General features: G+C 52.7%; 18 protein-coding genes and 1 pseudogene. 14 read left to right on the plus strand and 5 right to left on the minus strand.

Going from position 1 to position 26,991, the window contains the following annotated elements; genetic code table 11:
• The first annotated feature begins 103 nt into the window (after positions 1 to 103).
• Positions 104 to 1,276, plus strand: coding sequence for an MFS transporter (locus DW089_RS02365; RefSeq protein WP_118286715.1), 1,173 nt, complete (start codon positions 104 to 106; stop codon positions 1,274 to 1,276).
• Positions 1,277 to 1,391: 115 nt separating this feature from the next.
• Positions 1,392 to 2,609 carry an iron-containing alcohol dehydrogenase gene (locus DW089_RS02370; RefSeq protein WP_105326336.1) on the plus strand — a complete coding sequence of 406 codons (1,218 nt, stop codon included), beginning with the start codon at positions 1,392 to 1,394 and terminating at the stop codon, positions 2,607 to 2,609.
• A gap of 61 nt (positions 2,610 to 2,670) precedes the next feature.
• Here DW089_RS02370 and DW089_RS02375 read toward each other — a convergent pair whose 3' ends face one another.
• The 3 genes from DW089_RS02375 to gltS all read right to left on the minus strand — a co-directional run bounded on the left by DW089_RS02375 (position 2,671) and on the right by gltS (position 6,576).
• Complete coding sequence (locus tag DW089_RS02375) at positions 2,671 to 4,326, minus strand: hypothetical protein (protein WP_146109045.1); 1,656 nt, start codon at positions 4,324 to 4,326, stop codon at positions 2,671 to 2,673.
• Positions 4,327 to 4,478: 152 nt separating this feature from the next.
• A complete protein-coding gene (locus DW089_RS02380; protein ID WP_105326334.1) occupies positions 4,479 to 5,333 on the minus strand; it encodes a bifunctional 5,10-methylenetetrahydrofolate dehydrogenase/5,10-methenyltetrahydrofolate cyclohydrolase in 855 nt (284 codons plus the stop codon).
• Between the two features lie 43 nt (positions 5,334 to 5,376).
• Complete coding sequence (gene gltS, locus DW089_RS02385) at positions 5,377 to 6,576, minus strand: sodium/glutamate symporter (RefSeq protein WP_105326333.1); 1,200 nt, start codon at positions 6,574 to 6,576, stop codon at positions 5,377 to 5,379.
• A 413-nt stretch (positions 6,577 to 6,989) separates the two neighbouring features.
• Here gltS and DW089_RS02395 point away from each other — a divergent pair, with 413 nt between their 5' ends.
• Entirely contained in the window at positions 6,990 to 7,337 is a 348-nt protein-coding gene (locus DW089_RS02395) for a DUF3870 domain-containing protein (protein WP_105326331.1), read from the plus strand.
• A gap of 137 nt (positions 7,338 to 7,474) precedes the next feature.
• Complete coding sequence (gene glyA, locus DW089_RS02400; RefSeq protein WP_105326330.1) at positions 7,475 to 8,803, plus strand: serine hydroxymethyltransferase; 1,329 nt, start codon at positions 7,475 to 7,477, stop codon at positions 8,801 to 8,803.
• Positions 8,804 to 8,892: 89 nt separating this feature from the next.
• Here glyA and DW089_RS02405 read toward each other — a convergent pair whose 3' ends face one another.
• Positions 8,893 to 9,453 (minus strand): HutD family protein, encoded by a 561-nt coding sequence (locus DW089_RS02405; RefSeq protein WP_105326329.1) that lies wholly within the window; start codon positions 9,451 to 9,453, stop codon positions 8,893 to 8,895.
• 197 nt (positions 9,454 to 9,650) lie between these two features.
• Between DW089_RS02405 and ftcD the strand changes: the two genes are divergently transcribed.
• The 3 genes from ftcD to DW089_RS02420 are packed head-to-tail and all read left to right on the plus strand — an operon-like array spanning position 9,651 to position 12,896.
• Positions 9,651 to 10,556, plus strand: a complete 906-nt coding sequence (gene ftcD, locus DW089_RS02410) for a glutamate formimidoyltransferase (RefSeq protein ID WP_105326328.1) — start codon at positions 9,651 to 9,653, stop codon at positions 10,554 to 10,556.
• A gap of 30 nt (positions 10,557 to 10,586) precedes the next feature.
• Positions 10,587 to 12,257, plus strand: coding sequence for a formate--tetrahydrofolate ligase (locus DW089_RS02415; protein ID WP_105326327.1), 1,671 nt, complete (start codon positions 10,587 to 10,589; stop codon positions 12,255 to 12,257).
• Between the two features lie 18 nt (positions 12,258 to 12,275).
• A complete protein-coding gene (locus tag DW089_RS02420; protein ID WP_105326326.1) occupies positions 12,276 to 12,896 on the plus strand; it encodes a cyclodeaminase/cyclohydrolase family protein in 621 nt (206 codons plus the stop codon).
• Here DW089_RS02420 and DW089_RS11785 read toward each other — a convergent pair.
• Positions 12,871 to 12,942 (minus strand): annotated as a pseudogene (locus DW089_RS11785) (hypothetical protein); the annotation flags it as partial. The gene DW089_RS02420 and the pseudogene DW089_RS11785 sit on opposite strands and share 26 nt — an antisense overlap.
• 351 nt (positions 12,943 to 13,293) lie before the next feature.
• On the opposite strand from DW089_RS11785, the gene DW089_RS02430 reads away from it, so the two are divergent.
• From DW089_RS02430 to DW089_RS02460, 7 genes are all read left to right on the plus strand, one after another.
• Positions 13,294 to 14,907, plus strand: coding sequence for a BCCT family transporter (locus DW089_RS02430; RefSeq protein WP_118286717.1), 1,614 nt, complete (start codon positions 13,294 to 13,296; stop codon positions 14,905 to 14,907).
• Positions 14,908 to 14,911: 4 nt separating this feature from the next.
• Entirely contained in the window at positions 14,912 to 16,441 is a 1,530-nt protein-coding gene (gene hutH, locus DW089_RS02435; RefSeq protein ID WP_118286718.1) for a histidine ammonia-lyase, read from the plus strand.
• A 634-nt stretch (positions 16,442 to 17,075) separates the two neighbouring features.
• Positions 17,076 to 18,380, plus strand: coding sequence for a Na+/H+ antiporter family protein (locus tag DW089_RS02440; protein WP_105326323.1), 1,305 nt, complete (start codon positions 17,076 to 17,078; stop codon positions 18,378 to 18,380).
• 88 nt (positions 18,381 to 18,468) lie between these two features.
• Complete coding sequence (hutH, locus tag DW089_RS02445) at positions 18,469 to 20,028, plus strand: histidine ammonia-lyase (RefSeq protein WP_105326322.1); 1,560 nt, start codon at positions 18,469 to 18,471, stop codon at positions 20,026 to 20,028.
• Positions 20,029 to 20,279: 251 nt separating this feature from the next.
• Complete coding sequence (locus DW089_RS02450) at positions 20,280 to 22,328, plus strand: urocanate hydratase (protein WP_118286719.1); 2,049 nt, start codon at positions 20,280 to 20,282, stop codon at positions 22,326 to 22,328.
• Between the two features lie 85 nt (positions 22,329 to 22,413).
• Complete coding sequence (hutI, locus tag DW089_RS02455; protein ID WP_105326320.1) at positions 22,414 to 23,661, plus strand: imidazolonepropionase; 1,248 nt, start codon at positions 22,414 to 22,416, stop codon at positions 23,659 to 23,661.
• A gap of 185 nt (positions 23,662 to 23,846) precedes the next feature.
• On the plus strand, positions 23,847 to 26,876 hold the full coding sequence (locus DW089_RS02460) for an AAA family ATPase (RefSeq protein WP_118286720.1): 3,030 nt from the start codon (positions 23,847 to 23,849) through the stop codon (positions 26,874 to 26,876).
• Positions 26,877 to 26,991 lie beyond the last annotated feature (115 nt).

The following is a 26,991-nucleotide window of genomic DNA, read 5'->3' on the forward strand; positions in this document are numbered from 1 at the left end:
CTGTTCAGGGTGTTTTTTTTCGCTAAGAAAATTCAGATTGTTTCTTTCAGGGCATTTCTTTATAATAATTGTAAGAGGGTGTTTAGCTGAAGGAGGAAATGGTATGGAACATGAAAAGGGGAGACCCAGTTATATGACAAGGCCCTTTATGGCTTTGTCTGCACTGAATTTTTTGCTGTACGGGATTTTTTATCTGCAAATGATGGTGGCGGCAGCCTACACCATGGATATTTTGGGAGGAGCACCCTGGCTGGCGGGGATTGCCGCAGGCTGCTTCCTGCTGTCAGCCATGGTGGCCCGGCTGTTTACCGGCCGCTACATAGAACAACTGGGGAAGAAGCGGATGATGGTCTGGGGGAGTCTGTTCTACATCCTGGTGGTACCCCTGTACTATTTTGTGACCAACGCTCCGTTTTTTATTACCCTGCGGCTGCTGCACGGCCTGGGGCTGGGGGTATCCACCTCGGCCATTGCAACCATCGTGGTAAATCTTTTGCCTCCGGAACGGCAGGGGGAAGGGCTCAGTTTCTTTTCCCTGAGCACCACCCTGGCTATGGCGGTAGGACCCATGTTGGGGATGTATCTGTACGCCAACTACAGTTTCCAGATGATTCTCCACGCTTGTATGATACTGGGAGTCTTGAGTGCTGTGGTTCTGCTGACCGCCAAGATTCCGGATTTGACGGTGGATCCTTCCAAACTGAAGGATTTTGGCAAGGGGATTTCCGGACTCTTTGAGAAAAGCGCCCTGCCCATTTCTTATATCAGCATTTTAATGTACTTTGCCTATTCCGGACTCAGCAGTTTCCTGGCATCCTATGTGAAGGTGATTCATCTGGTTCACGCTGGAAGCCTGTTTTTCCTGGTGTATTCCATCTTGATTATTGTTTCCCGGCCGCCCATGGGCCGGCTGTACGACAGGAAGGGCGCCTATGTGATTATCCCCACGTTTTTGGTTTTCTCCCTGGGGATGCTGCTTTTAAGCCAGGCCCGCTGGGAATGGATGCTGCTGCTGTCCGCCGTCTTTATTGGCTTTGGCTTCGGAAATTTTTCCACCCTGGGCCGGGCTATTGCCGTTCGGGGGCTGCCGCCCCATAAGCTGGGAATCGCCTCTTCCACCTACATTGCCGTGTCCGAATTGGGAACGGGATTTGGCCCCTTTATCCTAGGTCTTTTGATTCCCTTAACCAGTTTTCGCGGGGTGTATGTATTCCTGGCTTTGGACATTTTGGCAGCGCTGGGGCTGTACCTGAAATGGTATGGCCGGAAATATTAGACTGAAAATATACATATTATAGAAAACCTGTATACCTCGCAGGAAGGATTTGATAAAGCGGTGGCGAATATAGTCTGTATCATCAACTTTCTGTATCATGAAGGAGGACAAACGTATGAGTAGATTTACTTTGCCGAGAGATATTTACCATGGCTACGATGCCATGGACGTTCTGAAAACCCTGGAGGGCAAACGCGCCATCATCTGCACTGGCGGCGGTTCTGCCAGACGGAATGGTTCCTTGGGGAAAGCCGAAGCTTACCTGAAGGAAGCCGGCATGGAAGTGAAGATCTATGAGGGGATAGAATCCGATCCTTCCGTGGAAACGGTACTGAAAGGTGCCAAGGTTATGGAAGAATTCCAGCCGGACTGGATTGTGGCCATCGGCGGCGGTTCTCCCATTGATGCAGCCAAGGCCATGTGGATCAAGTACGAATATCCGGAAATCACCTTTGAAGAAATGAGAAAGGTGTTCGGCCTGCCCAAACTGCGCAGAAAAGCCCACTTTGTAGCCATTTCCTCTACCTCTGGGACGGCTACGGAAGTAACTTCCTTCTCCATCATTACCGACTATAAAAAGGGCATCAAATACCCCATTGCGGACTTTGAAATTACCCCGGATATTGCCATTGTGGATCCGGAACTGACCCATGGCATGCCCAAGAAGCTGGTAGCCCATACGGGCATGGACGCTTTCACCCACTCCGTGGAAGCCTACGTATCCACTGCCCACTGTGATTTCACCGATCCTTTGGCCATCCACGCCATTGAAATGATTGAACGGGATTTGGCCAACTCCTACAACGGGGATATGGAAGCCCGGGACAACATGCACGTTGCCCAGTGCCTGGCCGGCATGGCCTTCTCCAATGCCCTGCTGGGGATTGTCCATTCCATGGCCCATAAGACCGGGGCTGCCTTTGCCGACTACGGTGCCCACCTGATTCATGGGGCTGCCAACGCCATGTACCTGCCCAAGGTCATTGCCTACAACGCCAAGAATCCGGAAGCCCTGAAGCGCTACGGGGTCATTGTGGACTATATGAAACTGGGCGGCAATACCGATGAAGAAAAGGTGGCCAAACTCATTGCCTGGATTCGGGATATGCAGACCAAACTGAACATCCCCCATGCCATCAAATTCTATGGCAAGGATTCCCTGCCTGCGGAAGAAGGGTTTGTACCGGAAAATGTGTTCCTGGAAAGACTGCCCAAGATTGCGGCAGAAGCCATTGGGGATGCCTGCACCGGATCCAACCCCCGTCAGCCCAGCCAGGAAGATATGGAAAAACTGCTGAAGGCCTGCTACTACGACCTGGAAGTAGATTTCTAAGAGGGGCTGCAAAACGCACAAAAAAGCCTGGGAGCTTAGCTCTCCCAGGCTTTTTTTATAGCTACTTATTTTTGGATTCCCTGATGACATCCAGAAAATCTTGATATTCCATAGTCCGTTTTTTCAGCAGCACATCAATCTGCAGCTTTTGCAGGGGGCTGGTGGTCATGGTCCGGGCCTTTTGCAGTGCCAATTGGGCATCCTTTGGCCAGGTACTTTCCGGCCAGGCCTCCAGGACCTGCAGGGCCAGGGAACGGCAGGAATCGTAGATGGAAACCAACGCTTTTTCCACCAGGTCGCCGCAGGTCCCTGGGAAATATTGCAGGGTATCCAGCAGGGGCAGGCAGGGCTCTTCCTGTTCCAAATATAGGTCAGCATGGGCAGAAGCAAATTTGGCTGCCATGCCGGCCATTCTTTTGTGTTTGGGGTCCAGGAGAAAGCCATACAATTCCGTTTGCAGAGGATCTTTTTTCAGGATGGCCCAGAGCTCCTTGTGCAGGTCCAGCCCCAGGGCAAAGCCCATATGGATGGTGTCCAAATTGGCATTGCCGTCTTTGTCCAGCAGGTGGGCTTTGATTTGGGGCAGCCAATCGGTGGACAGGAGCAGGGTCTCGATTTTGCCAATCAGCAGGTGGAGCTGGTTGCTGGTGAGATAATCCCAGTACTGGTTTTCCGTCCATTGCTTCAGATATTCCCGCAGGTTGGTCAGGCCGGAGGCGGTGACAAGGTCCGTGTGGTGTTCTTCTGCATGATGGAGGTATGCTTCCAGCAGCTCCCACAGGTCGATGTTGGCTTTGGGTCCCTCAGGTTCCTCGGTCAAATAGATTAAGTAGTGGAGAATCAGGGTGGTCAGGTCTTGGAAGGTGTCCTCTTGCAAATGCTCATGATCCAATAGGTCCATGATATTCAGCTTGTTGAAGACCATCAGGGCCATGGCCGGATAATCGATGGTTTGCAAAAAGGCATTGTGGAGCAGCCATTTCCGTTCCTTGATTAGGTTGAACTCGCAGGCCTCAATGGCTCCCAGCCGGCCCCAGCCTCTGGTATGGGTCATCAGGTCCCACAGGTCGGAATTTTCCAGTTGGTGGCTGAGCTTTAGGGCGTAGACCACGAAACAGGTAAATTCTTCACAGCGGGCCAAGAGCAAAAGATCCTTTTTTAGCTGCCAGCAGAGGGTCAGGTTATCCTCATTTAGCAGGCAGAGCCCGGTAATGACAATGGCCAGTTTGACGGCTTCCCGGTTGACGGCCTTGTACAGCCATTCCTGGGTCAAATCCTTCAGACAGGCGGGAATGGGCTCCTGGCTCAGGGTTTCTATAACGGTATCGTAATAGAGAATGCAGGGCAGGGTGGCCGCTTTCATGTAAAAGTCGGCTGCGTGCACTGGGGTAGGGTCTTCCAGAAATGCCTGGAGTACCGTGTGTATCTGGCGGGAAAAGTTTTCTGCACGGATTTCCCGCTGCTGGGTTGAGTCTGCAGAAAGGTCGGACATCAGATAGGGATCGAAGGAACCCAGCATCGGCTGGAAGTCCAACTCGCCGGTTGCAGCGGGTTTGTCCGGCAGAATCTCCTTGGTGAAAAAGCCTTCTGCGTCAATATTTTCTTTTACATAGTCGAAAATTCCCGTGCCTTGGGTCCAGGCTGGAGTACTGTCTCCGCTGTGGCTGAAGGGATACGCAGGAAAAGAAATGCTGTTGGAATTGGTCATTGGATTCATAGTGGCCTCCTAGTTCTGGAGCTCTGGGGCTCCGATTCACAGAAAACTATTATAACATGTTCAGAATAGAAAGACTATATTTTTGGGAGGTTCACTGGGGCAGCAAAAAAATAGGAGGCGCAGGGCGTCTCCTAAAATAAGGAAAAACAAGATTATTTTTGGGTTTGGAGCTGGGCTGCCCGGATTACGTGGCTGGCCAGTACGGAGGTGGTTACCGAGCCTACGCCTCCTGGTACCGGGGTAATGGCTGCCACCACAGGGCTGACGGCGGCAAAGTCCACATCTCCGCACAGGGTGCCCTGGGGCGTGGCGTTAATGCCCACGTCGATGATGACCTGGCCGGGTTTGACCATATCCCGGGTTACCAGACCGGCATGGCCGGCAGCTGCCACGATAATATCGGCCTGCTGGCAGTAGTGTTTCACGTCCTTGGTCTTGATGTGGCAAATGGACACGGTGGCTTCCCGTTTGAGAAATTCCATGGCTACGGGCCGGCCAATCACCAGGCTGGCACCGATGACCACCACATCCTTGCCGGTAACGGGGATGCGGTAGGTATCCAGGATATGCATGCAGGCAGCTGCCGTGCAGGGGGTGAAGCCTGTAAAGGAGCCGGTGAACAAACCGGACAGGGACGTATCCGTAATGCCGTCCACGTCTTTTCTGGGATCCAGGCAGGACCGTACATAGGCATCGTCAAAGCTGGGCGGGAAAGGCCGGAAAATCAGGCAGCCGTGGATAGAGGCGTCGTTGTTGATCTGGCGGATGACGGCCACCAGCTGGTCCTGGGAAGCCTCCGGCGGGAGCACGTAGCTTTCCGTGGCAATACCAATCTTGGCGCAGCGGTTCTTGGCGCTTTTTTCGTAGCGCACGTCGCTCAGGTGTTCCCCAATCCGGACCAGGGCCAGTTTGGGCACGATACCCTGCTGTTTCAGTTTCTCCACTTCTTCCGTTAAATGGGCTGTCAGCTGGGCAGCCACTTCTTTTCCAGACAAGATTTGTGCCATAGTATTACTCCTTTTCTGATGGGATGCAAGGTAAAATGGGTGGTTACAGCAGGTTCATGAAGGCTGTAATCAGAAGCGAGTTGACAATATCCGTAAAGAACCCGCCGCAGACGGGGATAATCAGGTAGGCTTTTTCCGAAGGCCCATACACCTGGGTCAGGGAGTCCATGTTGGCCATGGCGTTGGGGGTGGCACCCATGCCGAAACCGCAGTGGCCCGCCGCCAGCACGGCCGCATCGTAATCCCGGCCGCAGAGATTGAAGGTAATGAAATAGACGAACAGACCAGTAAACAGGGTCTGCACCAGAAGAATGACAATCATGGGCGTAGCCAGGCCCGCCAGCTGGTACAGCTTCATGCCCATCATGGCCAGCGCCAGGAAGAAGTTCAGACCGATGATGCCAATGGTGCTGATTTCCTGGATGGGTACTTCAAGGCCCTTGGCATCACAGCCATTGCGGATAATGATGCCGATGATCATGGCGCCTACGTAGGTTGCCATGGTAATGTGGACGGCATCCAGGGCCATACTGACCAAGGTGCCCAAGCCCATGGCTACAAAAATCAAGGACAGGCCCCAGGTGCCCCGTTCCGGATCCAGTTTTTGGGTAATTTCCGTGTTCCGGCGCAGCTCAGCGACAGCGTCCGTATCTACATTCTGGGCGTCGGTGCTCTTCAGGTGCAGCTGCAAAATCCGTTTCCGGGCCAGGGGGTTGCCGATGACGTTGCCGGCTACCAGACCGTAGGTGGCTGCAGCAATGGCGACAGTCAGGGCATTATCCACCCCCATTTGTTCCAGCAGGGGACCAAAGGCGGCAGAGGTGCCGTGGCCGCCGGTGAGGGGCAGGGAACCCAGGGAAAGTCCCAGGAGCGGGTTCAGACCGAACAGGGAGCAGAGCAGGGCGCCTGTAGCATTTTGGATGGTAATCAGGAGAGCCACACAGACCATAAAGATGATCAGGGTCTTGCCGCCTTTTTTCAGCATGCCAAACCCGGCGGTAAAGCCCACGCTGGTAAAGAAGATGTTCATAAAGACGCTTTGCAGGGTGGTGTCCAGGGTCAGATCCAGGATGTGTCCTTCGTACAGCAGCAGGTTGACCACAGCGAAAATAATGCCGCCGATCACCGGGCTGGGAATGCAGTAGGTTTGGAAAAGCTTCACGCGCTTTTTCAGAAAGGCGCCCAGGTAAAAGACCACGACTGCCAGGCACATGGATTGGTACAGGTTGAATGCCAGTTTCATACGTTCCCCTTCTTTCTTGGAATAAAAAAAGGCCTGAACCAGCACACCACTGTGTACTGCATTCAGACCTTATCGCCGGATGGAAACAGGGCAGCTGTTTCCGCGAACATAAGGAATATGTTCTGTTTGGGCAGGAATCTTGCCTGCCCCTTAATTGGGAACATCGTAGCACAAAAGGGAATAAAAAGCAATAAAGATTTCTGAAAACGTGCTATTATCTGAATGCATACAGTATACTGTAAAATCCGTTGACATCTTTCTTCAGGTATGGTATGCTGATTCCAGTCGAACATATGGGTTTCAGGATGACCTCCTGAAATCAACGTATTTTAGGCTGACCATAGAATGAAGGACTCTTCTTTTGGTCGGCTTTTTGCTTTATTCCACCCAATAGAAAGGGGAATTGCAGAGCAATGACTGCCAAAAAGTATCCGGAGGATGCGGTGTTTGTAACGGGTGTAGCCAAGGTTTCCAAGGAAGACGCCATCAACGCCATGTACGGGATCTTTTCCCTGAGTTTGGTGCTGGACGTCCATACCAACACCATCATCGATGCCAGTGCCAACATGATCATGGAAGCCACCAATGTGTTCCTGCGGGAAATCCTGGTGGGGCATAACCTGCTGACGGACATTGATGCGCTGACAGAAATCCTGCGGAAGCGGTTCCTGGCCCTGTCCCAAAAGGCTGTGATTGCGGCCCTGAAGGATGCCCAGAACCACTACCTGATGGTGTATCCCAATGCCAAGTACGTGAAATAACTCCATAGGTCTTTTTTAAAGGTTGTCCGGCAGCCCCTGACAACCAATTTAGAGAAGGACAAACCGGTTTGCAGCTGGTGCGTCCTTCTTTTTGTCTATCTGCGGTTCCTGTGCTGCTCTTGAAAGGAGAAAACAAAATGGAAATGCCTACGAAACAAGATGCCATCAAATTGCTGGACGTGTTTGACCCGGAAATGGCCGGTCTGCTTCACAAGGAAGAAAAAAGACAGTTTGAGACCATCGGTCTGATTGCCTCGGAAAACGTGGCTTCTCCCCTGTGTACGGCGCTGGAGGGCTCCGTCTTCACCAACAAGAACACGGAAGGGTACCCCGGCAAACGCTTTGTAGGGGGCTGTGAACTGGCGGACAAGGCTGAACAGCTGGCCGTAGAGCGGGTAAAGAAGGTTTTTGGAGCAGAACACGCCAATATCCAGTCCGGCAACGCCACCATTGCCAATATGGCCGTGCTTTACGGCTTGCTGCAAAGAGGCGACACCTTCCTGGGGTTGGAACTGGACAACGGGGGCCATTTGAGCCACGGTGCCAAATTCCATTTCAGCGGCCGAGAATTCAACGCTATCCACTATGGGGTCAACAAGGAAACGGAACGGATTGATATGGATCAGGTACGGGAAATGGCCCATAAGTACCAGCCCAAACTGATTGTTACTGGGGCTTCTTCCTATCCCCGGACCATTGACTACAAAGCTTTCCGGGAAATCTGCGATGAAGTGGGAGCCTACTTCTGGGTGGACTGCGCCCATGACTGCGGCCTGATTGCCGGCGGCGCCATTCCCAGCCCGGTTCCCTATGCCGATGTGGTGACCATGTCCACCCAAAAGACTCTGCGGGGTCCTCGGGGCTGCGGGGTCATCCTGTGCAAACAAGCCATCGCTTCCAAAATTGACCGGGGCGTCTTCCCTCGGCTCCAGGGCGGTCCCAAAGGGGATATGCTGGCGGCCAGAGGCGTACTGTTCTTGGAATTGCTCCAGCCGGAATTCAAGACCTACGCCAAACAGGTCTGCCTGAACGCCAAGGCTTTGGCCCAGGGCTGTGAAGAAGAAGGTATGCGCCTGATTACCGGCGGTACCGATACCCATATGGTGATGCTGGACGTAACGCCGGTGATTGCCAACGGCCAGGAAGCCGAAACCCTGCTGTGCAGCCTGGGCATGGTTACCAACAAGAACATGATCCCCTACGATACCCTGCCGCCCAGCCTGGGCAGCGGCCTGCGGATTGGTTCTCCGACCATGACCACCCGGGGCGCCAAGGAAGCGGAAATGAAGGAAATCGGCCATCTGCTGGGCCGGGCCCTGAAAAACAAGGACAACCCTGCCGTGCTGGAAGAAATCAAGGAAAGAGTGCATGCACTGGCCATTTCCCATCCTATGTTCTCCAGTGAATGGGTAGCTCCCTGCATCCGGGAGGAATTTGATAAAATGTACTGCCATCTGAAGTTCTGATTTGCCAGGAGCTGTTCCCTTTTTGGAGCAGCTCCTTTCTGCAAAAAAAGCCGGACGGCCAAAGGCCATCCGGGCTAGAAGGGCATGGGTTACTGGACGGTAATGTAAATGGCCTGGACGCCGGATGCGAGGGTTAGGGCAGCCGCCCCGTCTTCTGCCTCCAGTACGTACAGGGTATCTGCGGTTAGCACCTTACCGCAAAGGACTCCCAGCGCTTTTTCTGGGTCAGCCTGGGGCGGCAAGTACACATAGCGCCGGGGTGCCGGCGTAAGGGTGTGCGACCCGGCCAAAAGTGTGTACTGAGCGGTGAGGCCTTTTTTGTACATAACATTAAAGTCCAGGGCTTTTCCCACCGAATGGGTGTGCCAGGCGCCGTCAAAATATGCTTCTTCCAGGGGCTTTAGGGTTACGGTACCTGCAGGGTTTTCCTGATAGGTCAGGGTAAAGCCGCCGGAGAGGGGGGTAATGATCCGGAGATAATCCGGCAGTAGGGTGAAATCTGATTCGGGCAGGTCCACGGTGGCGGAGCTGATCCGCAAGGTAAACTGCCGTTTGGCGTAGGAGCCATCGGCAGGGTCCAGATAAAACTCGGTGGTGGTGCCGCCGGACCAGGCCGTGGTTGTAGCTTGGGAGCGGGGAATAATCTGCATAAGCTCACCTCACAATCAAAATTTTGCGAACATTTTGCCTTTCATAGTACCGAAACGGCGTCCGTAGATGGTCAAAAAATAAAAAAATCCGATTTTTTTCCATTCAGACGTTTTTTAGTCGTGAAAAAAATAATATAATAACAGAACGGGACATAGTCCTGCCGTTCGGATTGACTATCTATTACGGAGGTGCCGTCATGGCTAAAAAGTTAGTTGAGTTTGTACCAAATTTCAGTGAAGGTCGCGATAAGGAAAAGGTAGAAAAGATTGTTGACGAAGCCCGCAAGATCAAAGGCTTGAAAATTTTGGATTACTCCAGCGATGAAGACCACAACCGTTCCGTGGTCACCATTATCGGCACTCCCGAAGCAGTGACGGAAGCCGCCATCAACATGGCCAAAACCGCCATTGAACTGATTGATATGAGAACCCATCATGGGGCACATCCCCGTTTTGGCGCAGTGGACGTAGTTCCCTTTACCCCGGTTATGGGCGTAACCATGGACGAATGCGTTGCCATTGCCAATACGGTAGGCAAAGCCTACGGGGAAATGGGCATTCCTGTTTACCTGTACGAAGATGCCTGCACCAAGGAAGAACGCCGGAACCTGGCTGCTGTACGGAAAGGCCAGTACGAAGGCTTCTTCGAAAAGATTAAGGATCCTGCCTGGAAACCGGATTACGGTCCGGCTGTCATGAACGAAAAATCTGGCTGCTCTGCCATTGGCGCCCGGGTTCCCCTGGTTGCCTTCAACGTAAACCTGCACTGCAGCGACATTGAAGTGGCCAACGCCATTGCCCGGAAAGTCCGTCACATCGGCGGCGGCCTGCGCTTTGTAAAGGCCATGGGCGTAAAGCTGGAAGAACGGAACCAGGTACAGGTTTCCATGAACCTGGTAAACTACGAAAAGACCGCTGTTTACCAAGCTTTTGAAATGATCAAAATGGAAGCCCGCCGCTACGGCGTTTCCATTGCCGGCAGCGAAGTAATCGGTACGGTGCCCATGAAAGCCCTGCTGATGGCTGCTGAATACTATCTCCAGATCGAAAACTTCGATATGGATGAAATCTTGGAAAAACGTCTGCTTGAATTGGAAGAGTAAGTAAAACAAATTCCGCATGGAGGTGCGCATATGTTAAGCGATATCGAAATAGCCCAAAAAAATGTGATGGAACCCATCAGCAAGATTGCTGACGGCTTGGGAATCCTGCCGGAAGAGCTGGAACAATATGGCCACTACAAAGCCAAAATCTCCCTGGATGTGCTGAAACGCCTGCAAGACAAACCCAATGGGAAATTGGTCCTGGTTACGGCCATTACTCCCACCCCAGCTGGCGAAGGCAAATCCACTACCAGCATTGGCCTGGCCCAGGCTCTGAACAAAGTGGGCAAGAAGGCCGTAGTAGCTCTGCGGGAACCGTCCCTGGGACCTGTCTTCGGTATTAAGGGCGGTGCAGCCGGCGGCGGTTATGCCCAGGTTGTACCTATGGATGACATCAACCTGCATTTTACCGGTGATATGCATGCCATTACCGCAGCCAACAACCTGCTGTCTGCCATGATCGATAACCATATCCATCACGGCAACGCCCTGCGTTTGGATGCCCGCCAAATCACCTGGCGCCGGGTTATGGACATGAACGATCGTGCCCTGCGCAACGTGGTAGTGGGCCTGGGCGGCAAAGTCTGCGGCTTCCCCCGTCAGGACGCTTTCACCATTACCGTGGCTTCTGAAATCATGGCCATCCTGTGCCTGGCCAAGGACCTGGAAGACCTGAAAGCCCGGTTCGGCCGCATTGTTATCGGCTGCGACCTGGACGGCAACCCGGTGCATGTACATCAGCTGGGCTGCGAAGGGGCTATGGCCATGCTGATGAAGGATGCCATTAAACCCAACCTGGTGCAAACCCTGGAACACACCCCTGCCATTATCCATGGCGGACCTTTTGCCAACATTGCCCATGGCTGCAACTCCCTCTTGGCCACCAAGATGGCCCTGAAGCTGGGCGATATCGCCATTACGGAAGCAGGCTTCGGTGCTGACCTGGGTGCTGAAAAATTCATGGATATCAAATGCCACTATGGCAATCTGTATCCGGATGCCGTGGTAGTGGTTGCCACCATCCGTGCCCTGAAGATGCATGGCGGCGTAGCCAAAGCAGACCTGAGCAAGGAAAATGTCCAGGCTGTCAGCGACGGCTTCACCAACCTGGCAAAACAGGTGGAAAATATGAGAACCTTTGGCCTGCCCGTACTGGTAGCCATCAACAAGTTCTCCAGCGATACCCCGGCAGAAATCGATATGCTGCTGCAGAAATGCAACAGCTACGGTGTAGAAGTCAGCCTGAACGAATGCTGGGAAAAGGGCGGCGAAGGCGGCATCGATATGGCCAACAAGCTGGTGGAAATCCTGGAAGGCCAAGCTCCCAAGAAAGTGGAACTGTACGATGTCAACGATACCATCCCCAACAAACTGAATGCCATCGTAACGAAAATCTACGGCGGCGATGGGGTGGAATTTACGCCCAATGCCAAGAAACAGATCAAACAATTGCAGGATTGGGGCCTGGATAAACTGCCGGTGTGCGTAGCCAAGACCCAGTACTCCCTGAGCGACAACCCGGCTCTCCTGGGTGCACCCAAGAACTTCAAGATTACCGTACAGGATGTACGGGTATCCAACGGCGCAGGCTTCATTGTCTGCCAGACCAGCAACATCATGGTTATGCCCGGTCTGCCCAAACAACCGGCTGCCCTGAAGATGGATATCGACAACGACGGCAAGATTTACGGTCTGTTCTGATAGGAGGCAATACGTCCCATGGAATTGCGGAAACTGTCTGTAGAAGCATTTATCGATGAAACCGGATCTTCTTCTCCGGCGCCCGGCGGCGGCTCCATTGCTGCCCTGAACGCCTCTTCCTCTGCAGCCCTGATCGAAATGGTGGCTCAGCTGACTATCGGCAAGGAAAAATACGCAGCAGTACAGGAGGATATGAAGGACGTGGCTGAAAAGGCCCATGCCCTGAAAGCCCGTTTCTTGGAACTGATTGACGAAGACAGCAATGCCTTCAACAAAATCATGGCCGCTTTCAAGCTACCCAAGGATACGGACGAAGCCAAAAAAGCCCGTTCTGCCGCCATCCAGGAAGCTACCAAGGGCGCTGCCCTGGTACCCTTTACGGTGGGGGAAACGGCCTATGGCCTGCTTGACCTGGCTGCTATTGTGATTGAAAAAGGCAACGCCAACGCCATCACCGACGGCGCGGTAGCTGCCATGAACGCCCGGGCTGCTGTCCGGGGCGCCTTCCTGAATGTAAAAATCAATTTGGGAAGCATCAAGGACCAGGCCTTTGCGGAAGACCTGCGCCAAAAGATGGCTGCCATTGAAAAAGATGTGGATGCACGGGAACAAGCCCTGCTGAACAAAGTACAGCTGTAATTGCAGATTGCTTCTCAAGGATGTCTGCCCAGAGTTGGGCAGGCATCCTTTTTTTGACGCCCTTTGGACGTGGTTAACCTGAGGCTGGCAGTGCAAAATGACCGAACAATTAAATTGTAAAGAATGTTATAGTTATTATATGGTACAAACGTTAGAAAACAGAAAAATTCGTTAAAAATCATGTATACAAGGAAAATTGACCTTTTATGGACGAAAATCAGCTATACATATGCCCATAAATACAAATAAATAGAAGCAAAACAAAATTTTTGCCTGTTTTTCTTTAACCATCTACTGGAATAAAGAAATACGAACAATAAGGAGTGTGATGTATAAAATATTAGAGTAGTGTGCTAGGCCAAGCTAATCCAATTACATCCATTAAGGAGGGAGTATCGTGGAAGAAAAAGAAGTCAAGAAAGGCGTACGCTGGGATGTGTTCATCCCCTGTTTTGTAGTCATTGGGGGTTCTGCCCTGTTGGGGGTCCTCCACAATGAATGGCTGACCAAGGTTACCCAGGCCATTTTCGGCTGGTCCCTGGAAACCTTTGGCTGGCTGTATCAATGGGTGGCCATTGGCACCCTGATTATGATTGCCCTGTTAACCTTTTCTCCTTTGGGGAAGATTCGCTTTGGGGGACCCAATGCCAAAGCCAAATTCTCCTTTGGCGCCTGGTTTGCCATGACCCTGACCGGGGGCATTGCTACGGGCCTGATTACCTACGGGGTCAATGAACCCATCATTTATTACGGCAATATTTACGGGGAGCTGAATGCTTCGGGCATCAAACCCTTTACACCGGAAGCGGCCTTTTTCTCCATGGGCCGGGTATTTTATAACTGGACTTTTATTCCCTATGCCATCTATGCCTTGACCGGCGTAATCATGGCCTATTTATACTATAACCGGAATAAGGAATTGTCCGTAGCAGCTTCCCTGACCCCGTTGTTTGGGGAAAAGGTCAACAAAGGGCTTTGGCGTTCCCTGGTGGACGTACTATCCGTACTGGCCATTGCCCTGGGACTGGCAGCTTCCCTGGGGGCGGGACTTGCCCTGATCGGAACCGGCCTTACGGCAGCCTACGGCATCAAACAGGGACCTCTGGTCTGGTTTGTGCTGACGGCCATTATCACGGCCACCTTTACCATTGCTTCCGTGCTGGGCATTGACCGGGGCATCAAATGGCTGGCCAATCTGACCACCAAGATTTTCTACGCCCTGCTGTTCCTGTTAATCATCATTGGCCCTACGGTGTACATTATGAATATGGGCAACATCGGCATGGGCTACTGGCTGGATCATTTCTGGACCTGGGGTCTGGATCCCTATCCGGTGGGCGGCAAGGAACTGGTTACCTGGTGGACCATGTACGACTGGGCCATTTGGATTGCCTATGCTCCGCTGATGGGAATTTTCTTCGCCATGATTGCCTATGGCCGGACCATTAAGGAATTCCTGATCATCAACTGGATTTTGCCGGCGGTCTTTGGCATGATCTGGTTTGCGGTTTGGGGCGGTACGGCCCTCCAGTGGCAGATCAACGGCCGAGTGGATATTGTAGCTGCCATTAAGGCCGGTGGTGCCGTATCCGGCATCTGGGCGTTCCTTCAAGCGGTGCCCCTGGGCAGTATCCTGATCCCCATTATCATTATTACGCTGATTGCGGCGTTCTCCACTACGGCGGACACCATGTCCACCACCATTGCGGCCCTGTGCACCAAGGGTGCCCGGCACGATGAAGAACCGGCCCTGTGGCAGAAGGTGGTCTGGGGTGTATCCATCGGCGCTATTTCTGCCATCATGGTAGCTTTTGGCGGCGGTGAGCAGGGGGTGGACGGCGTTAAGTACCTGTCCGCCTGCGGTGGTTTTGTGGTGCTGGCCATCTTTATTTTGCAGGTGCTGGCCGCCGGGAAGGTCTTCTTTATGGACAAGGAAACCAAAAAGGACATTGTGGACAGTGAAAGCCAGGTAGAAAATACCGTGGTGGAAAATGCTGAGGAAGGAAAGTGAGCGTATGGCACGGACAATTGAATTGGGCGGTAAAATTGATTTGGAGGACTTCCTGGCAGTGGTCCGGGACAAGGCGCAGGTAACTTTCAGTGAAGCCTATAAGGCTCGGGTCAACAAGTCCCGGGCCCTGGTGGAGCAGTGGGTGGAAGAGGAAAAGGTTATGTACGGGGTGACCACGGGCTTCGGGGCCCTGTGCACCAAGGCCATTGACAAGGACGAAACGGCCCAGCTCCAAAAGAACATCATTTTGTCCCATTCCACCTCTGTGGGCAAGCCCCTGAGCGAAGAAACGGTCCGGGGAACCCTTTTGATGGTGCTCCAGAACCTGGGCCAGGGCTACAGCGGCGTGCGGTTGGAAGTGCTGGAACAGTACCGGCAGTTTCTGAACCGGAACCTGGTGCCTTGGGCACCGGGGGACGGCAGTGTGGGGTATCTGAGCCCGGAAGCCCATATGGCTCTGGTGATTACCGGCCGGGGCAAGGCCTATTACCAGGGAGAGCTGCTCCCTGGGGCGGAAGCCCTGGAAAAAGCCGGCCTTAGCCCTATCCAGCTGGCGTCCAAGGAAGGCCTGGCGCTGGTGTCCGGCACCACGGCGGTAACAGCCATGGGGGCTATCGGTCTCTATGATATGCTCCAGGCCGCCAAAACGGCCGATGTGGTGGGAGCTCTGAGTTTGGAAGCCCTTCAGGGAGTCATGAACGCTTTTGATCCTCGGGTTATGGCGGTGCGGCCCCATGAAGACCAGGGGAAGACCGCAGAAAACGTCCGGAACCTATTGGCAGATTCCCAGGTGATTGCAGCGGCCAAGGGAACCCGTGTTCAGGATGCCCTGTCCCTGCGCTGCATTCCCCAGCTCCACGGGGCCGCCAAAAAGACCCTGCTGGATGCCAAAAAGACTCTGGAAATCGAAATGAATTCCTGCTGCGACAATCCCATTATCTGGCCGGAAGCCGGGGAGGAAGAAGTGATTTCCGCCTGCAATGCCGACTCTGCTTACGTGGGGATTGCCATGGATTCCTCCTGCATTGCCGCTACCATGCTGGTCAAAATGTCCGAGCGCAGGAACAACCGGCTGATTGACGGCAGCCTGTCCGGCTATTCCTGGTTCATGATCAAGAAGCCGGGGCTTAATTCCGGGCTGATGATTCCCCAGTATACCCAGGCCGGGCTGCTCAACGAGATGCGGATTCTGTGCACCCCAGCGGTCATTGATAATACCCCTACCTGCGGCAACCAGGAAGATTACGTGGCCATGGGGTATAACGCCGGGAAGAAATCCCTGTCCGTGGCGGAAAAACTGGAATACATCCTGGCCATCGAACTACTGTCCGTCTACCAGGCCCAGCCTTTTGCGGCGCCTGGCAAAGCCCGCAGCAGCGCCAGCGCAGCAGTGCTGGCCCAGGTGGCCAAGCAGGTGCCGCCCATGGAAGAGGATATGTACCTGTATCCCTGCATCGAATATCTGAGACAGGCCATTCATGAAGGGAAAATCATTGCCTGGGCAGAGCAGGGGATGGGCAAAAAGCTGCTGTAAATGGTTTTTCTCCCTAACCGCATAAAATTATTTTCAGGAATCCAGACTCTCCAGCAGGAAGGTCTGGATTCCTGTATTCTGTATTAAGGATACAAAAATGGCTTTAAATGGCAGGATATCCGAGTAAGCGGCTATGCCATCTGGTATATCCATCAGGAATGGCAAAATATGGAAAAATAAGGGTGAATTTCATTTTATGGACTCTTTCTGGACGGTTGACGGATATACTAATAGCGCAAGAAAAAATAAATAAGAAAAGCATAGTTTGGTGCGACCCCTCTTATTTATCACTCTAACGGGATAAAGTGAAAAAGAGACAAAGAGAAATATCTGAAAAGTTTGTTTAAGGCCGCCGGCTGTGGGTTTGGAGGAACTGCTCCAGCAAGCCTACATGTTCTTATCTGTAGTACAAAAATAAAATACAAAAACTGTAAATATTATTACAAAATGAAAGAAAAACATCGATTCCTTTATAGAGTCGATGTTTTTTTATTGGTACTAGTTTCAATAAAAAGAATTTTGCCGTTTCTCTGATTTTGACCATTCTCTGACTGACAGCCCATACAATGGATAGCGAAAAGGATTTGTACAGGCGCAAAGAAAATCACATATTGAAAAGGAGTTGATCATTGTTATGGATATCTTAACCAACCCGATTGTCGTATCCGTTATTATCATGTCAGTGCTGTGCCTGCTGAAGATGAACGTGATGCTGGCAATCCTGGTCGCAGCCGTTATTGCTGGCCTGACCGGCGGCATGAACCTTACCACCACCATCAGCACCCTGATCTCTGGTATGGGCGGCAACTCGGAAACCGCACTCAGTTACATCCTGTTGGGCTCCCTGGCTGTGGCCATTGGCCGCTCCGGCTTGGCTGACATTGCAGCCCGGAAAATTACCAAGGTAGTAGGAACGAAGAAAATGGCCTTTGTTTTCCTGATTGCCTTTGTTTCCTGCTTCTCCCAGAACCTGATTCCTGTACACATCGCCTTCATTCCTATTTTGATTCCGCCTCTGCTGACGGTTATGAACCACATGAAACTGGACAGACGTGCCGTAGCCTGTGCTCTGACCTTTGGTCTGAAAGCCCCGTACGTATCCTTGCCCGTAGGCTTTGGTCTTTTGTTCATGACCATCATCAAGGACCAGATGGTTGCCAACAACGTTTCCGTTACCATCAGTGACATTTCTTCCGTTATGTGGATCGGCGGCGCTGCCATGCTGGTAGGCCTGGTACTGGCCGTCTTCTTCTACAGCGGTGACCGGGAATACGAGGACCTGCCCATTACCGGCATGGACGAACACGCAGAAGAGGTATCCATGAACGCCGAATGCTGGAAAGCTCTGGCCGGTGCCGTAACGGCTTTCCTAGCTCAGCTGTACTTTGAATCCCTGCCCATTGGCGCTATGTGCGGCCTGTTGGTGATGATTGTCACCGGCTCCATCAAATGGAAGGACATGGATGAAATCATCAACGGCGGCGTTGCCATGATGGGCTTCATTGCCTTCGTTATGCTGATTGCAGCCGGCTACGCCAATGTACTGCGGGAAACCCACTCGGTAGAATCCCTGGTAGCTGCCACTACCACCGTTATCAACACCAAATTCAGCGGGGCTTTCCTGATGCTGGCTGTAGGCCTGTTGATCACCATGGGTATTGGTACTTCCTTCGGGACCATTCCTGTTGTGGCTTCCATTTACATTCCCATGGGCTACCAACTGGGCTTCAGCACTCCGTCCATCATTCTGCTGATCGGTATTGCTGCTGCCTTGGGTGATGCTGGTTCTCCTGCTTCCGACTCTACTTTGGGACCTACTTCCGGTCTGAACGCCGACGGACAGCACAACCACATTTGGGATACCTGCGTACCCACCTTCATTTTCTTCGATGTCACCCTGTTTATCGGCGGCATGATTGGTGCTATGATTTTGGGGTAATGCCGCGTTGTAACCTGTTTAGCTGATTTTCCTTTTCGCCTGACAAACCCAACACTTTGGGACTTTCATTTTATAGGAGGATGCACAAATGTTAAAAGACGTTAAAGCCATTAAAGAAGTCGTATTGACCGGTGATGATTTGACCCTGGAACAACTGATTGCAGTCAGCCGCTATGGGGCACAGCTTTCCTTTGATCCGGACGCTGTTGCAAAAATCAAGGCTTCCCGTGCCTTGATTGATGATATCGTCAACAGCGATCGCGTTGTTTACGGGGTTACCACGGGCTTCGGCTCTTTGTGCCGGGTGCATATTTCTCAAGATGAATGCTCCCAGCTGCAGGAAAACCTGATCCGTACCCACTCCTGTGGTTACGGCAAACCCCTGAGCAGGGAAGTGGTCCGGGCTGCCATGACCATTCGTGCCAACGCTCTGGTAAAAGGCTACTCCGGCATTCGGCTGTCCACCCTGGAAACTTTGGTGGCCATGATCAATAAGGGTGTACATCCCTACATTCCGGAAAAAGGCTCCTTGGGCGCTTCCGGTGACTTGGCACCCCTGGCCCATATGGTTCTCCCCATGCTGGGTCTGGGCGATGCGGAATACCAAGGCACGGTAATGCCCGGTAAGGAAGCCATGGAAAAGGCTGGCATTCCTACCATCCATCTGGAAGCCAAAGAAGGCCTGGCCCTGATCAACGGCACTCCGATCCTGACTGCTATGGGCGTCTTTGCCCTGTGGGAAGGCATGAACCTGCTGAAACAAAGCGATATTGCGGCTGCCCTGTCCGTAGAAGCCCAAAGAGGCATTATCGATGCCTACGACGAACGGCTGCACATCATCCGTCCGCATAAAGGACAGCTGGACACCGCTGCCAATATGAGAGCTTTGCTGGCCGGCAGCACCTACGTAACCCACCAGGCTCAGCTCAAGGTACAGGATTCCTACTCCCTGCGCTGCGTACCCCAGATTCATGGGGCCAGCAAGGACTGCCTGGGCTTTGTAAAAGACAAAGTGGATATCGAAATCAACTCCGCTACGGATAACCCCATTGTTCTGCCGGATGGCGATGTTATCAGCGGCGGCAACTTCCATGGCGAACCCATGGCTCTGCCCTTCGACTTCCTGGGCATCGGCATTTCCGAAATTGCCAACGTATCCGAACGCCGTCTGGAAAGACTGATCAACAACTCCCTGAGCGGCTTCCCCTCCTTCCTGGTTAAACATTCCGGCCTGAACTCCGGTTTCATGATTACCCAATACGCTGCTGCTGCACTGGTCAGCGAAAACAAGGTGCTGGCACATCCTGCTTCCGTGGATTCCATTCCTACCTGCGAAAACCAGGAAGACTTGGTCAGCATGGGTGCCCATGCAGCCCGGAAAGCCGGCGAAATTGCCTTCAATACCCGCCGGGTGGTTGCTACGGAAATCCTGGCTGCCTGCCAGGCCATCGACCTGCGGGAAGGCGAAGGCTTCAAACTGGGTGCTGGTACCCAGGCTGCCTACGACCGGGTGCGTGAAACCAACAAGTTCATTGCCTACGATAAAGACATTGAAATGTTCAAGGAACTGGAAAAGATTACCAAACTGGTAGAGGATGGCGACATCCTGGATGCTGTAGAAGACAAAGTCAAACTGGCTTACTTCTAATAAAAAGTGGTCCTCTGACGGGAAAAAGCCTGTTGCCCCCAACGGGCTTTTTCTCTGCCAGAAATCCGGGCTTTTTGATTCTTTATGGACGCTGGGGGCGGGAAACGTCCAAAGCGGCAGACGAAAAAAGCCGAAAAAAACGGATTTTGGACGGCTGCATAGACGTTTTTTAGATGTTTAGTTTCTACAATAGTATTGTGCAAGGATGGGATCGGAAGGATCCCCCATTATCTGCAAAGGAGTGTTGATCAATGAAGAATGAAGATATTGCCAAGGCAATGACGATTAAATTGGAATTCCCTAACGGGCTGCCTCCGAAGAAACCGTTCCAGGAAGGCATCCGCAGAGCTCCTGACCGGGGCTTCCGGCTGACTCCTGCCCAAACGGAAATCGCTTTGAAGAATGCCCTGCGCTACATTCCTGAAAAATATCATGATGAACTGATTCCTGAATTTCTGGAAGAACTGACTACCCGGGGCCGGATTTACGGCTATCGTTTCCGTCCGGAAGGCCGGATTTACGGCAAACCCATCAACGAATACAAAGGCAAATGCACCGCTGGCAAAGCCTTCCAGGTCATGATCGACAACAACCTGGACTTTGAAGTAGCCCTGTATCCTTACGAACTGGTTACCTACGGGGAAACCGGCAGCGTCTGCCATGACTGGATGCAGTACAACCTGATCAAACGGTACCTGGAAGAAATGACCGAAGACCAAACCCTGGTTATGGAATCCGGCCACCCTGTGGGCCTGTTCCATTCCAAACCGGAAGCTCCCCGGGTTGTCATCACCAACGGCCTGATGATTGGTGAATACGATAACCTGAAGGATTGGGAAATCGCAGAAGAAATGGGCGTTGCCAACTATGGGCAAATGACCGCTGGCGGCTGGATGTACATTGGACCCCAAGGGATTGTCCATGGTACCTTCAACACCATTTTGAACGCTGGCCGTATGAAACTGGGGATTCCTGAAGACGGCGACCTGGCTGGCCGGCTGTTTGTTACCTCCGGTTTGGGCGGCATGAGCGGTGCTCAGGGCAAGGCTGCTGAAATTGCCAACTGCGCTGCCATCATCGCAGAAGTGGATGCTTCCCGGATTAAGACCCGTCTGGATCAGGGCTGGATTTCCGGTGTATCCGACTCCATTCCTGAAGTTATTGAAATGGCTCATAAGGCCATGGCAGAAAAAGTGGGCAAAGCCTATGCTTACCATGGCAACATTGTAGATCTGCTGGAATACATTGCCGACCACGACATTCACGTAGACCTGGTTTCCGACCAGACCTCCTGCCACAATGCCTACAACGGAGGCTACTGCCCGCAGGGCCTGACCTTCGAAGAACGCACCAAGATGCTGGCAGAAGATCCTGTGAAATTCCGTAAACTGGTGGACAAGACCCTCCATGCTCATTTCGCAGCCCTGAAGAAAATCACCTCCAAAGGCGTATACTTCTTCGATTATGGCAACTCCTTCCTGAAAGCCGTATTCGATTCCGGCGTCAAGGAAATCTCCAAGAACGGCGTAGACGACAAAGATGGGTTCATTTGGCCCAGCTATGTAGAAGATATTATGGGACCCCAGCTGTTCGACTATGGCTATGGCCCGTTCCGTTGGGTATGCCTCAGCGGCAAGCCCGAAGACCTGCATAAGACCGATATGGCCGCTATGGAATGCATCGACGTGAACCGCCGGTATCAGGATCGGGACAACTACAACTGGATTCGGGATGCTGAGAAGAACAAACTGGTGGTAGGTACCCAGGCTCGTATCCTGTACCAGGATGAAGTAGGCCGGATTAAGATTGCCCTGCGCTTCAACGAACTGGTACGCAACGGGGAAATCGGTCCTGTCATGATGGGCCGTGACCACCACGATGTATCCGGTACGGACTCTCCGTTCCGTGAAACCTCTAACATCAAAGATGGTTCCAACGTAATGGCTGATATGGCTGTACAATGCTACGCCGGCAACGCTGCCAGAGGCATGAGCCTGGTAGCCCTGCACAACGGCGGCGGCACCGGTATCGGCAAAGCCATCAACGGCGGCTTTGGTCTGGTACTGGATGGCAGCCACAGAGTGGATGAAATCATCCGCAGTGCCCTGTCCTGGGATGTTATGGGCGGTGTAGCCCGTCGTTCCTGGGCCCGGAATGAACACGCCATGGAAACCGCTATGGAATTCAATAAGACCCGCTTCGGCATCGGCCAAATCACCCTGCCGTATCTGGCGGATGAAAACAAGGTTAAGGCTGCGGTAGCAGAAGTTTATCCGCATGCCCACGTAGTAAAAGACTAAGCTGCAAGTAAACAGGGGTGTGATTTTTTCACACCCCTTTGTTTCTATTCTGGCTGAAAAGCTGGAAAGCAGAAGGAGGTAAAGCATGACAGAACAACTGCTGATCAAAAATGCGTCCCAGATTGTGACCCCCTTGGGAAAAACGGCCCGGAAGGGTGCGGCCATGAAGGACGTAAAAATTTACGAAAACCAATCCATCCTGATTGAGGACGGCAAAATCAAGGCCATCGGCCAGGACCCTAACTGGGAAAAACAGGTGCCGGCGGAGAAACAGCTCAATGCCCAAGGCAAGGCGGTACTGCCGGGCTTTGTGGATTCCCATACCCATCTGGTATTTGGAGGCTACCGGCCGGATGAATTCCTATGGCGGATGAGCGGCATGAGCTATATGGAAATCATGGAACGGGGCGGGGGCATTCTGAACACCATGAAGGCTACCCGGGCTGCTTCTGAAGAAGAACTGGTGGACCATGCCCTGGACCATCTGAAAAAAATGCTGGCCATGGGCGTGACCACCGTAGAAGCCAAAAGCGGCTACGGCCAGGACCACGATACGGAAATCCGTCAAATGAAGGCCGTCCGGGAACTGAACAAACGGCAGCCCATTGAACTGGTCTCCACCTTCCTGGGAGCCCACGCGGTACCGCCGGAATTTGCCGGTCGGGGGGACGACTTCCTGGAGTTTCTCATTCACGACGTCATGCCGGAAGTGGCCCAGGATCACCTGGCGGAATTCTGCGATGTGTTCTGCGAGAAGGGCGTTTTCTCCATCGAACAGAGCCGGCACCTTTTGACGGAAGCCCGGAAAATGGGCTTCAAGCTGAAAATCCACGCCGACGAAATTGTCAGCCTGGGAGGTGCTGAACTGGCGGGAGAACTCCACGCCACCAGTGCGGACCATCTGCTCCACGCTTCCGACGCTGGCATCAAGGCCATGGCCGAGAATGGGGTAGTATCCACCTTGCTGCCCACTACGGCTTTCTGCCTGAAGGAACCCTTTGCCCGGGCCCGGGAAATGATTGATGCCGGCTGTGCGGTAGCCTTGGCCACGGACTTTAATCCGGGCAGCGGCTTTACCTTCTCCGTGCCTTTGATGATTGGGCTGGCAGTAATCTACATGGGTATGAGCGCCGAAGAAGCCATTACGGCCCTGACCCTGAACGGGGCGGCTGCCGTAGACCGGGCGGACCGGATTGGTTCCCTGGAAGCCGGTAAACAGGCCGACCTGGTGATTCTCCAATATCCTTCCTACAAATTCCTGCCCTACCATACCGGCGTGAACATTGTAGAAACGGTGGTAAAGAACGGTAAAGTGGTTCACCAAAACGCCTAAGAGAAATTGCAGCTCCACTTTTTGACTCCAGAAGAAGGAATTATGTAAAAAATGACATAATTCCTTCTTCTTTTTTGTGTACAAGCAGAATTTATATTATAATAAGAACTGGTTATGGTTTTGAAGTGTTCCCCAAATTAGGACAAACGGAGTCAAAATATCAGGGTTTGTTGAGGTGCAGAACAATGACAGAACGGATTGAAGCGCGTTTTTTGGGCGTTCCTGTAATCTATAAGGACGGGAAGGAAATGTTCTTTCCCTACAACAAGGTGAACGCCTTGGTGTATTATATGCTGGTGAAAGGAACTGTGCTGCGGGACGAGCTTAGCGGGATCCTGTGGGCGGATAAGCCCGATACAGTGGCCCGGAAGAATCTCCGCAACGCCATTTACGAAACCAAGAAGGTTCTGGGACAGGATGTGTTCATCTCGCCCCGGAAAGCGGTAATTAAGGTGAATCCGGCCATTGCGGTGACCGTGGATGCCAACCAGTTTGAGAAGGACCCCCGGGGTCAGCTGGACCTGTACCAGGGAGAATTCCTTCAGGGGTTTTTCGTCAAGGAAGCGGAGGAGTACGAAAACTGGTATCTGACCCAGCGGGACCGGCTGGAAAATCTGTATATGGAAGCCCTGCTCCAGAAACTGAAGGATGCCACGGCGGTGAAGAATATTCCCCAGGTCACCCGGTACGGCCGGCTGCTGATTGCCCATGATCCCTACGATGAAGGGGTCTACCTGCACCTTTTGAAGGTGTACTGCCAGGAAGGCAATGTGCACCAGGCCCAGGAATTGTACGAGGAAATGAAAAAGGTGTTCCACGAGGAGCTGCGCAGCAGCGTGCCGGTGGAAATTGACGAATTGCTCCGCCAGGGGCGGCAGCAGGGGAATCAGCCCTACAAGGTGGAACTGCCCAAGCAGACCCAGATTACTGGCCGGGAAAAGGAATTGCAGCAGGTCCGGCGGATTGTGGAAGAATTTCTCCAGGGAGGCAGCAGTGAAACCCTGCTGATTCGAGGGGACGCCGGCAGCGGCAAAACCCTGCTGAAGGATGCCTTGGTGAAAGGGATGCCCAGCAACGTGGTGGTGCTCCAGTCCAATTGCTACCAGCCCGAACAGAACATTTTGCTGCGGCCCTGGACGGGGATTGTGGAGGGGCTCGGTAATCTGGTGGAGCGGGAGCGGCTGCAGGTGCCCCGGCTGGAAAACCTGCGGCTGAACGAATTATTTCCCCAGATGGACATGGGCGGGGACCGGGAAGCGGGGCTGGCGGAAGTCAAGGATATGCTCAAGGTGGATGCGGTATTCCATACTTTGTACACTACCCTGGAGGCAGCGGCCAGCCATAAGACTGTGGTAATTATCTTTGAGGACCTCCAGTGGATGGACCCTCTGAGTCTGTCCCTGTTAAGCTCCCTGATTCTTCACAAGAAATCCCCCCGGCTGCTGTTTCTCCTGACTGCCCAGGAATCCAAGGAAAAAGCTTTCCAGCAGTTTGAGGCGGCGGTGAGTATGTACCAGAAACTGCGAACTCTGGACCTGAAACCGGTGGGAGAAGACGTGGTGCGGCTTTTTGCTCAGCAGGCGGAGCTCAAGGTGCCGGTAACCGACGAACTGGTCCATCGCTTGATGCAGGAGTCGGAGGGAAATATTTTCCTTTTGAAGGAATGCCTGACGGCCTTTAAAAATACCGGCAGCTTGGATAATCTGACGGAAAATATGATCAACATTTTTAAGACCGGCTGCTGCTCCCTGACGGACACCCAGCAGAAGGTGTTGGAATTTATCGCTCTGTTCTACGATGGAGCGCCGCTGGCCATGATTTCCGAATACATGCACCTGAACAGCCTCCAGGCCCTGGAAATTCTGGAAGAACTCCGGAGCCGAAACCTGATCCGGCCGGTGACCCAGCAGCCGGAAGTGTTGTACGAAATCATCCAGCAAAAGCTCAAGGAATACATCCATCAGCAGGTATCCCCAGAAAAATGGCGGATCCTTCACGGCTATGTGGCTAGCCTGTGGGAAAAGCGGCTGACCCATTCGCCCCAGGATATTCGGCTGTATCACCATTTGGAGTACCATTATCAGGAGGCCGGGGAACTGGTGAACATGGGCCGCTACAAGCTGAAGATTTTGATGTACTACCTGAACTTCAGCAACGAACTGTTCCCGGTGCTCAGCAGCACGGAGATTACCCCCGATGACGAAAAGAGCTGCTACATTGAGACCAATTTGTCCCAATTCCTGTCAGAAGTGGATGAGATGATGCATACCATCAAGCGGAACTACGGGGAAACTCCCGAGGTCCGGGATTTGGAAATGACCTATCTCCACCTTATGGGCCGGCACTATATCCGGGTAGGGGAATACGAGAAGGGCGTGCGGAACATTTTGAGCCTGATTGAGCAGGCCTCTGAGGTCCACAACCGGGACTACATGCTCATGGGTTACAAGCAGATGATCTACTACGATATCCAGATTGGCAATACGGAAGAAATGAAAAACTATCTGGAAATCGCCCTGAACCTGGCGGATGAATGCAACTACCACAAGGAAATGGGTATCCTGCTCCGGCTGAAGGGCCTGAATATGATTATGCAGGGGAACTTTGAGGAGGCAGAGCGGCTGCTGAAGGAATCCATTTCCCCCTTCATGGTGACCCAAAATGTGAAGCGGCGGTATGCCCTGAATATTGCCGGGTCCTATAACTACCTGGGGGAAATCCGCCGGGGCCAGGGCAAGTTCCAGGAAGCCCTGGATTATTACAAACAGGCCCTGGACTACAGCAAGGACCAGGAAGCCTACAGTTCCTGGGTGGTATTTTCCTGCAATGCAGGGGTTGCCTGCTGGAATATGGGGGATTATGACCAGGCCAAAAAATATTTTCTCCAGGCCTACCAATTGTTCCCCCGGTACGTATTCTACTGGCGGCATCCCATTGTGGAGTCCGGTCTCAGCCTTTTGGCCATGCGGGAAAACAAGGAGGAGGAAGCTATCCGCTTCTTGGATGACGCCCTCCAGAAACTGGGGAATATGAATAATCCCAGGGAGGCAGGCTATGTGTATATGGCCATTGCCCTGCTGAAAAAACAGTACCCGGATAGCCGGATTGCCCAGCACTACGAAGGGACGGTGCTGTCCTACGGCACCCGGGCTTTGCAGGAACTGGATCCCTATCGGGATACCTGGGAACGGGCCCAAATGGAAAAATTGTTTTGATAGCTTCTGCCGGCGCAGTTTGCCGGCAGATTTTTTTGCGCCAAAAATACGGCAAGCTGGCCTGGTGCAAAAATATTTTCAGCTTGAAATATTTATAATTCCTTGCTACTCTAAT

The organism is Acidaminococcus sp. AM05-11, from assembly GCF_003472805.1.
Classification (GTDB): domain Bacteria; phylum Bacillota; class Negativicutes; order Acidaminococcales; family Acidaminococcaceae; genus Acidaminococcus; species Acidaminococcus hominis.

Excerpts from the sequence above, each read along its gene's own strand:
- DW089_RS02365 (WP_118286715.1), top strand. The coding sequence starts at position 104 with ATGGAACATGAAAAGGGGAGACCCAGTTATATGACAAGGCCCTTTATG.
- DW089_RS02370 (WP_105326336.1), top strand. The coding sequence starts at position 1,392 with ATGAGTAGATTTACTTTGCCGAGAGATATTTACCATGGCTACGATGCC.
- DW089_RS02375 (WP_146109045.1), bottom strand. The coding sequence starts at position 4,326 with ATGAATCCAATGACCAATTCCAACAGCATTTCTTTTCCTGCGTATCCC.
- DW089_RS02380 (WP_105326334.1), bottom strand. The coding sequence starts at position 5,333 with ATGGCACAAATCTTGTCTGGAAAAGAAGTGGCTGCCCAGCTGACAGCC.
- gltS (WP_105326333.1), bottom strand. The coding sequence starts at position 6,576 with ATGAAACTGGCATTCAACCTGTACCAATCCATGTGCCTGGCAGTCGTG.
- DW089_RS02395 (WP_105326331.1), top strand. The coding sequence starts at position 6,990 with ATGACTGCCAAAAAGTATCCGGAGGATGCGGTGTTTGTAACGGGTGTA.
- glyA (WP_105326330.1), top strand. The coding sequence starts at position 7,475 with ATGGAAATGCCTACGAAACAAGATGCCATCAAATTGCTGGACGTGTTT.
- DW089_RS02405 (WP_105326329.1), bottom strand. The coding sequence starts at position 9,453 with ATGCAGATTATTCCCCGCTCCCAAGCTACAACCACGGCCTGGTCCGGC.
- ftcD (WP_105326328.1), top strand. The coding sequence starts at position 9,651 with ATGGCTAAAAAGTTAGTTGAGTTTGTACCAAATTTCAGTGAAGGTCGC.
- DW089_RS02415 (WP_105326327.1), top strand. The coding sequence starts at position 10,587 with ATGTTAAGCGATATCGAAATAGCCCAAAAAAATGTGATGGAACCCATC.
- DW089_RS02420 (WP_105326326.1), top strand. The coding sequence starts at position 12,276 with ATGGAATTGCGGAAACTGTCTGTAGAAGCATTTATCGATGAAACCGGA.
- hutH (WP_118286718.1), top strand. The coding sequence starts at position 14,912 with ATGGCACGGACAATTGAATTGGGCGGTAAAATTGATTTGGAGGACTTC.
- DW089_RS02440 (WP_105326323.1), top strand. The coding sequence starts at position 17,076 with ATGGATATCTTAACCAACCCGATTGTCGTATCCGTTATTATCATGTCA.
- hutH (WP_105326322.1), top strand. The coding sequence starts at position 18,469 with ATGTTAAAAGACGTTAAAGCCATTAAAGAAGTCGTATTGACCGGTGAT.
- DW089_RS02450 (WP_118286719.1), top strand. The coding sequence starts at position 20,280 with ATGAAGAATGAAGATATTGCCAAGGCAATGACGATTAAATTGGAATTC.
- hutI (WP_105326320.1), top strand. The coding sequence starts at position 22,414 with ATGACAGAACAACTGCTGATCAAAAATGCGTCCCAGATTGTGACCCCC.
- DW089_RS02460 (WP_118286720.1), top strand. The coding sequence starts at position 23,847 with ATGACAGAACGGATTGAAGCGCGTTTTTTGGGCGTTCCTGTAATCTAT.